Source organism: Pseudomonas sp. NFPP07, from assembly GCF_900115645.1.
Taxonomy (GTDB): Bacteria; Pseudomonadota; Gammaproteobacteria; order Pseudomonadales; family Pseudomonadaceae; genus Aquipseudomonas; species Aquipseudomonas chlororaphis.
In genome coordinates this window covers 15301-27988 of record NZ_FOXG01000003.1, presented here as the reverse complement: position 1 = coordinate 27988, position 12688 = coordinate 15301, and the positions used below count along the sequence as shown (strand labels likewise).

Here is a 12688-nt window from a genome sequence, read left to right as displayed (position 1 = left end):
CCATGAGCCCCGCCTACCACAGCCTCCACGAATACACCCAACGCATGAACCGGGTGCTGGAGCATATCGACCAACACCTGGACCAGCCGCTGGAGCTGGCGGAACTCGCGCAGGTCGCGCATTTTTCGCCCTTTCACTTTCATCGCCTGTTCACCGCCTGGGTCGGCGAAACCCTGGGCGACTACCTGCGCCGACGCCGCCTGGCCTGTGCCGCCTATCAGCTGGCCAGCCATCCGGAATTGAGCATTCTGGAGGTGGCGCTGGAGGTCGGTTTCAGCTCCGGCGAAGCGTTCTCCCGGGCGTTCAAGCAGCATTTCTCGGTCACCCCGAGCACCTGGCGCAGCATCGAACCCAAACGCTGGCACCGCCGCCTCAGCGACGTCCGCGAACGGCGCCTGCGGGAATTGAGCAATCCTGATCAGACGCACATCCCGGCCTTCGACGATCCTGACGCCTTCATTCACCTGAAGGAGCCTTTGATGAACGTCACCCTCAAGGAACTGCCACCGGTCCGCGTCGCCTACCTGCGTTATATCGGCCCCTACGGGCCGGGTATCGGCACCTTCTGGCGCGACACCGTCGCCCCCTGGATGGTCGAAAACGGCCTGTTGGGCCGCGTGCGCTACGGTATCGGCCACGACGATCCCTACGTCACCCCACCCGAAAAATGCCGCTACGACGCCTGTGTCGAAGTCCCCGACGACTTCAAGGCCAGCGCCCCCGCCGTCGTCACCACCCTGCTCGGCGGCCTCTACGCCATCGCCCACTACCAAGGCAAAGGCCCCGACATCGCCGACGCCTGGACCGAACTGTGCCGCGACTGGCTGCCCAAGAGCGGCATGCAATTCGATGCCCGGCCAGCGTTCGAGCGTTATCCGGTGGACGCGAAATACGACATGAAGACGGGGGAATTGGAGTGTGAGATCTGTATTCCGGTGAAGGCGTTGTAAATCATACCGACAGGCGTTAGCCACCAAGGCGGTTCAAGAATTTCCGTTTTCATCAACCGAGGAGGAGATCGGGGGCTCCTCCTCCCATGGCAAGACCAGGGCCGCGGCCACCAGAGCGGTCAGAAAACACCCGGCGAACGCCGCCAGCGACCACCCGAAGTGCTCGAGCCCCCATTGCTTGTCCAGCAGGGAAACGACGGTGAGCATCCAGCCTCCTCCCAGGAGCCCGCCGGCCAATGCCGTCTGCACCAGCCCACTCCGGTTCTTGTACAACTGGCGCCAAACCACCAGCAGGGCAAGCAACAGCGCTGGAATGGCGAACAGCAACTGAGCCACGAAAGGCCCACTGATCAAGGCGCCAAACGCACCGGCGCCCCCCATTTCACCGATTATTCTCGGGTTGGAAGCCATCTGATAGATCGTCACGACCATCATCACCAAACCTCCCACCACACCGCCAATCAAGGGGCACAAAAGAATGCCCAGCAGTACCTTCAACCAGGGGTATTTGGAGGTTCCCTTCACCGACATGCTCCTTGAACGATTTGAACAGCCCCCAGACATAGGGCCAGCAAAGATATCAACAGGCCATTATTTTCACAGCCTCATTCCATCCCGTACTGAAAACGCAGCAAGGGGATAAGCCGGGAGGCCGCCCACCGTAAAACTCTGAACTTTTAACCTGCGCGGCCCCTCAACCTTCATAAACCCCTGCCCTGAAGCCGAGACCTGCCATGAACGCTTTAGTACGTCCGCTCGTCATCGCCACCACCCTGCTCTGCACCCTGCCCGCCTGGGCCTGCACCCTCGACGAGGCCACCGCCAAGCGTGAGCAACTGGCCCAGGAAGTGGCCAGGCTCACCGAGCAGAACCCGGCCAAGGCCAAGGAAATCAACGACGAGTTGCAGAAGATGGACCTGAGCACGGCCAGCAAGGATCTGCCGGACAAGTGCCAGTTGATCGACCAGCGCCTGAAGGAGCTGGGCGCGGCCGAGAAGAAGGCCGACAGCTGATCGCCGGCCAATAAAAAGCCCGGACAGGGTCCGGGCTTTTTCTGTTGCGCTACGGCTTATTCGGCAGCCGGTGCTGGCTTGCGGCGCTTGAGCGGCGCCATGCCGTCCTGGCTGACCAGGGCATCGCTTTTCGGCCGGTTGGCGGTCTTGCGCTTGGTCGGGGCCTTGGCCGCGGTTTTTTTCTTGTCGCCCTTGGCGTCGGTCTTTTTCTTCTTCACGCCCGCGGCCTTGCCGGACGCCTTGACCTTCTTCGGCCCGCCGTAGGTGCCTTTGACTTCCTTGATGGTGCGGCGCTCGAAGTTCTGCTTGAGGTAGCGCTCGATGCTCGACATCAGGTTCCAGTCGCCATGGCAGATCAGCGAGATGGCCAGGCCGTCGTTGCCGGCACGCCCGGTACGGCCGATGCGGTGCACGTACTCGTCGCCGCTGCGCGGCATGTCGAAGTTGATCACCAGGTCCAGGCCGTCGACGTCCAGGCCGCGGGCGGCGACATCGGTGGCGACGAGGATTTTCACCCCACCCTGCTTCAGACGGTCGATGGCCAGCTTGCGGTCCTTCTGGTCTTTCTCACCGTGCAGGACGAACGCCTTGTACTCCTGGGCCACCAGGCGGCCGTAGATACGGTCGGCCATGGCACGGGTGTTGGTGAAGACGATGGCCTTCTGGTAGGTCTCGTTGGCCAGCAGCCAGTTGACGATCTGCTCTTTGTGCTGGTTGTGGTCGGCGGTGATGATCTGCTGACGGGTAGTGTCGTTCAGCTGGCTGACCGCGTTGAGCTGCAGGTGCTCAGGGTTGTTCAGGACCTTGGCGACCATCTCGCGCAGGCCCGAGCCGCCGGTGGTGGCGGAGAACAGCATGGTCTGCTGCCGGTTCGGGCACTCGTCCACCAGGCGCTGCACGTCGTCGGCAAAGCCCATGTCGAGCATGCGGTCGGCTTCGTCGAGGACCAGCACTTCCACTTCTTTCAAATCGAGGTTGCCGGCGTTCAGTTGCTCGATCAGGCGGCCCGGGGTGCCGATCAGGATGTCCGGCACCTTGCGCAGCATCGCGGCCTGGACCTTGAAGTCTTCGCCACCGGTGATCAGGCCGGCCTTGATGAAGGTGAACTGCGAGAAGCGTTCGACTTCCTTCAGGGTCTGCTGCGCCAGTTCGCGGGTCGGCAGCAGGATCAGGGTCTTGATGCTGACGCGGATCTTCGCCGGGCCGATCAGGCGATTGAGAATCGGCAGGACGAACGCAGCGGTCTTGCCGCTGCCGGTCTGTGCCGTCACCCGCAGGTCACGCCCCTGGAGCGCGAGCGGAATGGCCGCTGCCTGCACAGGCGTTGGCTCGACAAATTTAAGCTCGGCCACGGCTTTGAGCAGGCGTTCGTGCAGGGCGAATTGGGAAAACACGGGTGCTACCTCGAAGATATGCAAAAAAACAGCTGCATAGGGTAACGGTTTCGGGCGCGAAGGCCGAGTTTCTTTCACGCAAACCACGGTAAACAATTGGTTTTTGTCAGCGATTTGTCCTTAACGGTAACTTTCAGCGGCTTAAATGTTCTAATCGATCCGTCTCGTCTCATAGAGGAAGCTTCTGACCCCATGGATTTCAAACAGCTCTGGCTCAACGTTCAAGACCTCTGGGGGGCGCTCGATGAGCACCCGCTCCTGCATTCCAGCCTGGCCCTGGTCATCCTGCTGGTGGTGGCGCTGCTCGTCGGACGAGTGGCGCGCTACCTGATCCTGCACGCGGTCAAGCTGCTCGGCCGCCAGCCGTCCCTGCACTGGCTCAACGATCTGCGCCAGAACAAGGTGTTCCATCGCCTGGCGCAGATGACTCCGTCGCTGGTGGTCCAGTTCGGCCTGCACCTGGTGCCGGAGCTGAGCAAGACCAGCCTGGTATTCCTCGGCAACCTGGCCCTGGCCTTCACCATCCTGTTCCAGGTGCTGGCCATCAGCGCCCTGCTCAACGCCCTGCTGGACATCTACGCCCGCACCGAACACGCGCGTACCCGTTCGATCAAGGGTTATGTGCAACTGGCGAAGATGGTGCTGTTCGTGTTCGGCGCGATCATCATCGTCGCCACCCTGATCGACCGCTCGCCGCTGCTGCTGTTGTCCGGTCTGGGCGCCATGTCGGCGGTGATCCTGTTGGTCTACAAGGACACCCTGCTGTCGTTCGTCGCCAGCGTGCAGCTGACCAGCAACGACATGCTGCGGGTCGGCGACTGGATCGAAATGCCCCAGGTCGGCGCCGACGGCGATGTGGTGGATATCACCCTGCACACGGTCAAGGTGCAGAACTTCGACAAGACCATCGTCTCGATCCCCACCTGGCGCCTGATGTCCGAGTCGTTCAAGAACTGGCGCGGCATGCAGCAGTCCGGCGGCCGGCGGATCAAGCGCAGCCTGTACATCGACGCCAGCGGCGTGCGCTTCATCAACGATGAGGAAGAAGCACGCCTGGGCAAGGTCCACCTGCTCACCGACTACATCAGTCGCAAGCAGGCCGAGCTCAAGAGCTGGAACGAAGCCCAGGGCAATGTCGCCGCCATGTCGGCCAACCGCCGCCGCATGACCAACCTGGGCACCTTCCGCGCCTATGCCCTGGCGTACCTCAAGAGTCATCCGGACATCCAGCCGAACATGACCTGCATGGTCCGCCAGATGCAGACCACCGCCCAGGGCATTCCGCTGGAAATCTACTGCTTCACCCGCACCACGGCGTGGACCGACTACGAGCGTATCCAGGGCGATATCTTCGATTACCTGCTGGCGGTGATGCCGGAGTTCGGCTTGAGCCTGTATCAACAGCCGAGCGGCAACGACCTGCGCGCCGGCCTGCTGCCGGCGGTGCTGGGCGCCAGCCATATCCCCGAAGTGGAAAAACGCGCGTTGTAACCCTGCCGATCGCCCCGTTCCCCGGGGCGATCACCCCTCTTATTCTGCTGGAGCAGCTTTTGTGCCGCGACGGCTGATCCACACCGCCGCCAGAATCACCAGCGCCCCCAGGAACAGGCGCCCCAGTTCTTCGTGCTGGTTCCAGATCAACAGGTTGATCAGCAGCCCCACCGGCACATGCAGGTTGTTCATCACCGCCAGGGTCGCGCCAGTGACCAGGCAGGCGCCCTTGTTCCACCAGTACAGCCCCAGCGCGGTGGACACCAGCCCGAGAAACAGCAGCACCGCCCATTGCAACGGCGCTTCGGGCAGGAAGTCCGGCTTGCCGAACAGCAGGAAAGCCGGCAACACCACCGCCAGCGCGCCCAGGTAGAAATAGCCGAAACGCCGGTAATGCGGCAGGTCGCTCGGATGGCGCGCCACCAGGTGCTTGTACAGCACCTGCCCGGCGGCGTAGGTGAAGTTGGCCAGTTGCAGCAGCAAAAAGCCCATGAAGAAGTCCGGGCTGATGCGGTCGTAGCGGATCACCGCCGCCCCGGCCACCGCCACCAGCGCCGCCAGCAGGCCCCAGGGGTTGAAGCGGCGGTTGAGCGCGTCCTCGATCAGGGTCACGTGCAGCGGCGTGAGGATGGTGAACAGCAGCACCTCCGGCACCGTCAGCACGCGGAAACTCAGGTACAGGCAGACGTAGGTCACGCCGAACTGCAAGGCGCCGATCAGCAGCATGCCGCGCATGAACGCCGGCTCCACCTGGCGCCAGCGGGTCAGCGGGATGAACACCAGCCCGGCCAGCAGCACCCGCACCAGCACCGCGAAGTAACTGTCGACATGCCCGGCCAGGTATTCGCCGATCAGGCTGAAGGAAAACGCCTGGATCAGCGTGACAAAAAGTAGATAGCCCATGGATCGCCTCGTCTCGAAGGGAGGCGACGATAGCGGTTTTGCCCCGAATAATAAAACCGGACAGACAATATCCCGCCCCTGTAGGAGCGAGCTTGCTCGCGATGAACGATAACGCGGTGGGCCAAACGTTCCGCGTCGCGGCTATCGCGAGCAAGCTCGCTCCTACAGGGGCCGAGTCGTCACGAATGGGTAGGCCAGCCCGCCCCGGGAACGAGGTGAAATCGCGGGCAAAAAAAAGCCCGATCTCGCAAAGCGTTCAATCGGGCAGGAGCACTCAGGAGCAACAAGTGCAAAGGGAGGTTCGATGCGCAAACAAACTTGAAGGGGAGCGCAGGGCCTACTAGACCACTGCGCGATTATCTGGCGATTAACGGATCAGGCGACCTGGGCCAGTTTGGCGTTGGCCTGGTTCAGGCCCTTCTCCTGGAAGTCGCCGCCCAGGTTCATGCCTTCGGCGTGAATGAACTCGACGTCGTGGATCCCGATGAAACCCATGACCTGGCGCAGGTAAGGTTCCTGGTGGTCCGCGGTGCTGCCGGCGTAGATGCCGCCACGGGCGGTCAGTACATAGGCACGCTTGCCGTTGAGCAGGCCCTGGGGACCGGTTGCGGTGTACTTGAAGGTCACGCCGGCACGCAGCACGTGGTCCAGCCAGGCCTTGAGGGTGCTCGGGATGGCGAAGTTGTACATCGGCGCGGCCATCACCAGCACATCGGCGGCCAACAGCTCATCGGTCAATTCGTTGGAGCGCTGCAGCGAGGCCTCTTCGATCTCGTTGCGCTGCCCGGCGGGTTTCATCCAGCCACCCAGCAGGTTGATGTCCAGGTGCGGCACCGGGGTTACCGCCAGGTCACGCACGGTGATCTGGTCGCCCGGGTGGGCCGCTTGCCATTGCTTGATGAAGGTCTGGGTCAGCTGACGGGAAACGGAATCCTGCTGACGGGCACTGCTTTCGATGATCAGAACGCGGGACATGGGATGTAGCCTCCATCGGGAATGCTGTAGGTCGATGGAGCGCAGATTAAACAGAGTCATATCGATGAAAAAGCGCAAATAACTGCTATAACCAATCAATAAATTCGTTTATAAGCGGAGCAGGTCGCGCGCCCTGCTCCGCTTTGCGCTTATTTGGCGGTACAGGTCAGGTCGATGCGCAGCTTGATGATGCTGCGGTTGAACTTGGCCGTGGCGTTCTTGAACTTGCCGGCCGCCACTTCCACCTTGCGCGTGCGCGGGGCTTCGGGACCGTTGCGAAAGACCACCGTGCAGGCGGCGTCGGTGGTGCCGTAGTTGTTCACCTGGATCGAACCGATGTCGGCATCGGTGTCGTAGGCGGTGTAGTCGATGCTCACGCCTTCGAGGTGTTTCTTCACGTCGATGGGATAGGCGAACGCACTGAGCGGCAGCAGGGCCAGCAACACACAACAGAATTTTCTCATTCGGCAGTCTCCAATAAGGAGCGCCAGCTTAGGACAAGAGGAGCTCCTCATGAAAGCGCCCCGCGTTACCCTCGATCAATGGCGAACGCTGCAGGCCGTGGTCGACCACGGCGGCTTCGCTCAGGCGGCCGAAGCGCTGCACCGTTCGCAATCCTCTGTCAGTTACACCGTGGCGCGCATGCAGGACCAACTGGGCGTGCCGCTGCTGCGTATCGATGGGCGCAAGGCCGTGCTCACTGAGGCCGGCGGCGTGTTGCTGCGCCGCTCGCGGCAACTGGTGAAACAGGCCAGCCAGCTGGAAGACCTGGCCCACCACATGGAACAGGGCTGGGAAGCCGAAGTGCGCCTGGTGGTGGACGCCGCCTACCCCAGCGCGCGCCTGGTCCGCGCGCTGACTGCCTTCATGCCGCAAAGCCGTGGCTGCCGGGTGCGCCTGCGCGAAGAAGTGTTGTCCGGGGTCGAAGAGGTGCTGCTCGAAGGCGTGGCCGACCTGGCCATCAGTGGCTTCAATATCTCCGGCTACCTGGGCACGGAAATGAGCTCGGTGGAGTTCGTCGCCGTGGCCCACCCGGAACACGCCCTGCACCGTCTGAACCGCGAGCTGAACTTCCAGGACCTGGAAAGCCAGCTGCAGGTGGTGATCCGCGACTCCGGCCGCCAACAGCCGCGGGACGTTGGCTGGCTCGGCGCCGAACAGCGCTGGACCGTCGGCAGCCTGGCCACCGCCGCCACCTTCGTCGGCAGCGGCCTGGGCTTTGCCTGGCTGCCGCGGCATATGATCGAACGCGAACTCCGGGAGGGCCTGCTCAAGGTGCTACCGTTGGACCAGGGCGGCAGTCGCCACCCGACCTTCTATCTGTACTCGAACAAGGACAAACCCCTGGGCCCGGCCACGCAAATCCTCGTCGAGCTGCTGCGCACCTTCGACACCGCGCCGCTGGACGCGCCGTTCGCCGCCCCGGAACAAGCCTGACCCCGTACTTGAACCCTCCACGCGCCTGAACAGGAATTCAGCCATGGCCTATTTCGAACACGAAGGATGCACCCTGCACTATGAGGAATACGGCCATGGCGAACCGCTGGTGCTGGTCCACGGGCTCGGCTCCAGCACCCGTGACTGGGAAAAGCAGATCGCCGAGCTGTCCGCCCGTTACCGCCTGATCCTGCCCGACGTGCGCGGCCATGGTCGCTCCGACAAACCTCGTGGGCCCTACAGCATCGCCGGTTTCAGCGCCGACCTCATCGCCCTGCTGGAGCACCTGAACCTGTCGCGGGTGCACTTGGTAGGCCTGTCCATGGGTGGCATGATCGCCTTCCAGCTCGCGGTGGATCAGCCCGGGCTGCTGAAAAGCCTGTGCATCGTCAACAGCGCGCCCGAGGTGAAGATCCGCAGCGCCAACGATGCCTGGCAATGGTTCAAGCGCTGGAGCCTGATGCGCCTGCTCAGCCTGGAAACCATCGGCATTGCCCTGGCCGGCAAATTGTTCCCCCTACCTGCGCAGGCCGAGCTGCGGCAAAAGATGGCCGAGCGCTGGGCAAAAAACGACAAACGTGCTTATCTCGCAAGCTTCGATGCCATCGTTGGCTGGGGGGTCCAGGAACGACTTTCGCAAGTCGCCTGTCCAACCCTGGTCATCAGCGCCGACCGTGACTACACCCCGGTCGCACTGAAAGAAAGTTATGTGAAACTGCTGCCCGACGGACGCCTGGTGGTGATCGCCGATTCGCGTCACGCCACGCCGCTGGACCAGCCGCAACGCTTCAACCAAACCCTGCTCGAGTTTTTAACCGCAGTCGACACCACCACCCAGGATCACTGACCCATGCTGAAAAAAATCGCCCTCGTCGCCGGCTCCGTTCTGTTCGCTGCCAACCTGATGGCCGCCCAACCGGCCAAGGCGCCTCACGTCCTGCTGGACACCAGCTTCGGCAAGATCGAAGTCGAACTGGACCCGGTCAAGGCCCCGATCTCCAGCAAGAACTTCCTCGACTACGTCGACAGTGGCTTCTACACCAACACCATCTTTCACCGGGTGATCCCGGGCTTCATGGTCCAGGGCGGCGGCTTCACCCCGCAGATGGTGCAGAAGGAAACCCGCGACCCGATCAAGAACGAAGCCAGCAACGGCCTGCATAACGTACGTGGCACCCTGTCCATGGCCCGCACCTCGAACCCGAACTCGGCCACCAGCCAGTTCTTCATCAACGTCGCCGACAACGCCTTCCTCGATCCGGGTCGCGATGCCGGTTACGCGGTGTTCGCCAAGGTGGTGAGCGGCATGGACGTGGTCGACCAGATCGTCAATTCGCAGACCACCACCAAACAAGGCATGCAGAACGTGCCGATCGACCCCGTGCTGATCAAGTCGGCCAAGCGCATCGACTAGGCTCTGGACGGAAAGTGGCTGCGCTCGGCCATGCTGCGTTAAAAACAGGCTCGGAATGCTCATTTAGGCCCCTAAACTCCACTTCCTCGCCTGTTTTTGCCTTGCCTGACCTTCGCTCGCCGACTTTTCGTACAGAGCCCAAGGCTTAGCCGGGAGTCCCGGCGCAGCGCTGACACAGCGCTGCGCCTGCTTACTGATAAGGAGAGCCCGCCACGCGGGCGTCAGATCCCATGCTCTATCGTCGTTTTGAACAGCTGATCGATATTTTCCGCGACGCTCCCACTGCCGCTCCCCCCAACCGCGTACTGCCCTTCTACCTCTACTACATCAAGCAGGTCTGGCCGAGCTTCGTCGCCCTGCTGGTGGTCGGCCTGTTCGTGGCGCTGATCGAGGTGTCGCTGTTCAGCTACCTGAGCACGATCATCGACCTGGCCCAGGGCACGCCGAATGTCGAGATCTTCAAGACCCACGGCCTCGAGCTGGCCTGGATGGCGGTGGTCGCGCTGATCTTCCGCCCGTTGTTCGTCGCCCTGCACGACCTGCTGGTGCACCAGACCATCAGCCCGGGCATGACCAGCCTGATTCGCTGGCAGAACCACAGCTATGTGCTCAAGCAGAGCCTGAACTTCTTCCAGAACGACTTCGCCGGGCGCATCGCCCAGCGCATCATGCAAACCGGCAACTCGCTGCGCGATTCGGCGGTGCAGGCGGTGGACGCGCTGTGGCACGTGCTGATCTATGCGGTCAGCTCCCTGGTGCTGTTCGCCGAGGCCGACTGGCACCTGATGATCCCGCTGCTGATCTGGATCGCCAGCTACATCGGCGCGCTCTGGTACTTCGTGCCGCGGGTCAAGGAACGCTCGGTGATTTCCTCGGACGCCAACTCCAAGCTGGTTGGCAGGATCGTCGACGGCTACACCAACATCACCACCCTCAAACTGTTCGCCCACACCCACTTCGAGCAGAACTACGCGCGCGAAGCCATCGGCGAACAGACCGAGAAAAGCCAGCTGGCCGGGCGTGTCATCACCAGCATGGACGTGGTGATCACCGCCATGAACGGCCTGCTGATTGTCTCCACCACGGGCCTGGCCCTGTGGCTGTGGACCCAGTCGCTGATCTCGGTCGGCGCCATCGCCCTGGCCACCGGCCTGGTGATCCGCATCGTCAACATGTCCGGCTGGATCATGTGGGTGGTCAACGGCATCTTCGAGAACATCGGCATGGTCCAGGACGGCCTGCAGACCATCGCCCAGCCCATCAGCGTCAGCGACCGCGAGCAGGCGCCACGCCTGGCAGTGGCCAGCGGTGAAGTGCGTTTCGAGCATGTGGATTTCCACTACGGGAAAAAGGCCGGGGTCATCAGCGACCTCAACCTGACCATCCGGCCCGGGGAAAAGATCGGCCTGATCGGCCCGTCCGGCGCCGGCAAGTCGACCCTGGTCAACCTGTTGCTGCGGCTCTACGACCTGGAGAGCGGGCGCATCCTGATCGACAATCAGAACATCGCCGACGTGACCCAGGAAAGCCTGCGCGAACGGATCGGCATGATCACCCAGGACACCTCGCTGCTGCACCGTTCGATCCGCGACAACCTGCTGTACGGCAAGCCCGACGCCACCGACGAAGAACTCTGGGAAGCGGTGCGCAAGGCCCGCGCCGACGAGTTCATCCCGTTGCTTTCCGACGCCCAGGGCCGCACCGGCTTCGATGCCCACGTCGGTGAGCGCGGGGTGAAACTCTCCGGTGGCCAGCGCCAGCGCATCGCCATTGCCCGGGTGCTGCTCAAGGATGCGCCGATCCTGATCATGGACGAGGCCACCTCGGCCCTGGACTCGGAAGTCGAGGCGGCGATCCAGGAAAGCCTGGAGACCCTGATGCAGGGCAAGACCGTGATCGCCATCGCCCACCGCCTCTCGACCATCGCCCGCATGGACCGCCTGGTGGTCCTGGAAAAAGGCCGCATCGCCGAGACCGGCAGCCATGCCGAGCTGCTGGCCCACGGTGGCCTGTATGCACGCCTGTGGCAGCACCAGACCGGAGGGTTCGTCGGTATCGATTGACCTGTAGCCCTGTAGCCCTGTAGCCGCTGCCGAGCCTGCGAGGCTGCGATAGGGTTCGCAGAACCCTCGACGCCCTCAGGGACACGTCCCCTTCGGGGCCGATCGCAGCCTTCGGCAGCGGCTACAAGGGGGGCGGCTACTTCAATCGCTACCCGCCCATCACAGGCTGCGCCAGCGGCTACAGAAAACGCCAGAGCCCCGTGAACAGGGCCCTGGCGTTTTTTTTCGCACTGGATTTGTAAAAAAAGCCTGCTGTACTGAGCCTAGGTTCTGGAGCAGGGCCTGTAGCCAGGCTGCACGGCTGCATAACGGCGTTATCGGATCGATAAGGAATAACTTCTATGTCGCTGTTCAAACGTTCAGTCACTGAGTTGTTAGGTACCTTCTGGCTGGTATTGGGTGGTTGCGGCAGCGCCGTACTGGCGGCTGCGTTTCCGGAGGTCGGCATCGGCCTGCTGGGCGTGGCGCTGGCCTTCGGTCTTACCGTGCTGACGATGGCCTTCGCCATCGGCCATATCTCCGGCTGCCATCTCAACCCCGCGGTGTCCGTCGGCCTGGTGGTCGGCGGGCGCTTTCCGCTCAAGGAACTGCCCGCCTATGTGATCGCGCAAGTGATAGGCGGGGTGATCGCCGCGGCGCTGCTGTACTTCATCGCCAGCGGCAAGCCCGGCTTCGAGCTGGCCAGCGGGCTGGCCTCCAACGGCTATGGCGAACATTCGCCAGGGGGCTACTCACTGGCGGCGGGCTTTGTCAGCGAGCTGGTGATGACCGGGATGTTCGTGGTGATCATCCTCGGCGCCACCGATAAACGTGCGCCGGTAGGCTTCGCGCCGATCGCCATCGGCCTGGCGCTGACGCTGATCCACCTGATCTCGATTCCGGTGACCAACACCTCGGTCAACCCGGCGCGCAGCACCGGGCCGGCCTTGATCGTCGGCGGCTGGGCGATCCAGCAACTGTGGCTGTTCTGGCTGGCGCCGATTCTCGGCGCGGTGGTCGGCGGTGGCCTCTATCGCTGGCTGGGCAAGGAAGACAGCTGACAGCAACC

The 12688-nt window shown here is 62.8% G+C and carries 13 protein-coding genes; 8 read left to right on the top strand and 5 right to left on the bottom strand.

Annotated elements, in window-relative coordinates; all coding sequences use genetic code 11:
• Positions 1-2: 2 nt before the first annotated feature.
• Positions 3-950: an AraC family transcriptional regulator gene (locus BM019_RS08265; protein WP_009042659.1), complete on the top strand. Its 948-nt coding sequence runs from the start codon at positions 3-5 to the stop codon at positions 948-950.
• Between the two features lie 33 nt (positions 951-983).
• Here BM019_RS08265 and BM019_RS08260 read toward each other — a convergent pair whose 3' ends face one another.
• Positions 984-1475, bottom strand: a complete 492-nt coding sequence (locus BM019_RS08260; protein ID WP_139217365.1) for a hypothetical protein — start codon at positions 1473-1475, stop codon at positions 984-986.
• Between the two features lie 209 nt (positions 1476-1684).
• Here BM019_RS08260 and BM019_RS08255 point away from each other — a divergent pair, with 209 nt between their 5' ends.
• Positions 1685-1963, top strand: coding sequence for a hypothetical protein (locus BM019_RS08255; RefSeq protein ID WP_009042658.1), 279 nt, complete (start codon positions 1685-1687; stop codon positions 1961-1963).
• A 56-nt stretch (positions 1964-2019) separates the two neighbouring features.
• On the opposite strand, the gene BM019_RS08250 is transcribed toward BM019_RS08255, so the two are convergent.
• Positions 2020-3357, bottom strand: a complete 1338-nt coding sequence (locus BM019_RS08250) for a DEAD/DEAH box helicase (protein WP_007920640.1) — start codon at positions 3355-3357, stop codon at positions 2020-2022.
• 192 nt (positions 3358-3549) lie between these two features.
• On the opposite strand from BM019_RS08250, the gene BM019_RS08245 reads away from it, so the two are divergent.
• A complete protein-coding gene (locus tag BM019_RS08245; protein ID WP_007920632.1) occupies positions 3550-4848 on the top strand; it encodes a mechanosensitive ion channel family protein in 1299 nt (432 codons plus the stop codon).
• A gap of 39 nt (positions 4849-4887) precedes the next feature.
• Here BM019_RS08245 and BM019_RS08240 read toward each other — a convergent pair whose 3' ends face one another.
• From BM019_RS08240 to BM019_RS08230, 3 genes are all read right to left on the bottom strand, one after another.
• Positions 4888-5751: a carboxylate/amino acid/amine transporter gene (locus tag BM019_RS08240; RefSeq protein WP_009042655.1), complete on the bottom strand. Its 864-nt coding sequence runs from the start codon at positions 5749-5751 to the stop codon at positions 4888-4890.
• A gap of 375 nt (positions 5752-6126) precedes the next feature.
• Entirely contained in the window at positions 6127-6726 is a 600-nt protein-coding gene (locus BM019_RS08235) for an FMN-dependent NADH-azoreductase (RefSeq protein WP_009042654.1), read from the bottom strand.
• 149 nt (positions 6727-6875) lie between these two features.
• Positions 6876-7190: a hypothetical protein gene (locus BM019_RS08230; protein ID WP_007920629.1), complete on the bottom strand. Its 315-nt coding sequence runs from the start codon at positions 7188-7190 to the stop codon at positions 6876-6878.
• A 49-nt stretch (positions 7191-7239) separates the two neighbouring features.
• On the opposite strand from BM019_RS08230, the gene BM019_RS08225 reads away from it, so the two are divergent.
• From BM019_RS08225 to aqpZ, 5 genes are all read left to right on the top strand, one after another.
• A complete protein-coding gene (locus BM019_RS08225) occupies positions 7240-8163 on the top strand; it encodes a PA3225 family LysR-type transcriptional regulator (RefSeq protein WP_007920628.1) in 924 nt (307 codons plus the stop codon).
• A gap of 43 nt (positions 8164-8206) precedes the next feature.
• On the top strand, positions 8207-9010 hold the full coding sequence (locus tag BM019_RS08220) for an alpha/beta fold hydrolase (RefSeq protein ID WP_062823303.1): 804 nt from the start codon (positions 8207-8209) through the stop codon (positions 9008-9010).
• Positions 9011-9013: 3 nt separating this feature from the next.
• Positions 9014-9577 (top strand): peptidylprolyl isomerase A, encoded by a 564-nt coding sequence (locus BM019_RS08215; RefSeq protein WP_007920626.1) that lies wholly within the window; start codon positions 9014-9016, stop codon positions 9575-9577.
• A 230-nt stretch (positions 9578-9807) separates the two neighbouring features.
• Positions 9808-11640, top strand: a complete 1833-nt coding sequence (locus BM019_RS08210) for an ABC transporter ATP-binding protein (protein WP_009042652.1) — start codon at positions 9808-9810, stop codon at positions 11638-11640.
• Positions 11641-11981: 341 nt separating this feature from the next.
• Positions 11982-12680: an aquaporin Z gene (aqpZ, locus tag BM019_RS08205; protein WP_087088997.1), complete on the top strand. Its 699-nt coding sequence runs from the start codon at positions 11982-11984 to the stop codon at positions 12678-12680.
• Positions 12681-12688: the final 8 nt, after the last annotated feature.

Bases quoted from the DNA above. Each gene is read 5' to 3' on its own strand.
- BM019_RS08265 (WP_009042659.1), top strand. From the start codon at position 3: ATGAGCCCCGCCTACCACAGCCTCCACGAATACACCCAACGCATGAAC.
- BM019_RS08255 (WP_009042658.1), top strand. From the start codon at position 1,685: ATGAACGCTTTAGTACGTCCGCTCGTCATCGCCACCACCCTGCTCTGC.
- BM019_RS08245 (WP_007920632.1), top strand. From the start codon at position 3,550: ATGGATTTCAAACAGCTCTGGCTCAACGTTCAAGACCTCTGGGGGGCG.
- BM019_RS08240 (WP_009042655.1), bottom strand. From the start codon at position 5,751: ATGGGCTATCTACTTTTTGTCACGCTGATCCAGGCGTTTTCCTTCAGC.
- BM019_RS08235 (WP_009042654.1), bottom strand. From the start codon at position 6,726: ATGTCCCGCGTTCTGATCATCGAAAGCAGTGCCCGTCAGCAGGATTCC.
- BM019_RS08230 (WP_007920629.1), bottom strand. From the start codon at position 7,190: ATGAGAAAATTCTGTTGTGTGTTGCTGGCCCTGCTGCCGCTCAGTGCG.
- BM019_RS08225 (WP_007920628.1), top strand. From the start codon at position 7,240: ATGAAAGCGCCCCGCGTTACCCTCGATCAATGGCGAACGCTGCAGGCC.
- BM019_RS08220 (WP_062823303.1), top strand. From the start codon at position 8,207: ATGGCCTATTTCGAACACGAAGGATGCACCCTGCACTATGAGGAATAC.
- BM019_RS08215 (WP_007920626.1), top strand. From the start codon at position 9,014: ATGCTGAAAAAAATCGCCCTCGTCGCCGGCTCCGTTCTGTTCGCTGCC.
- BM019_RS08210 (WP_009042652.1), top strand. From the start codon at position 9,808: ATGCTCTATCGTCGTTTTGAACAGCTGATCGATATTTTCCGCGACGCT.
- aqpZ (WP_087088997.1), top strand. From the start codon at position 11,982: ATGTCGCTGTTCAAACGTTCAGTCACTGAGTTGTTAGGTACCTTCTGG.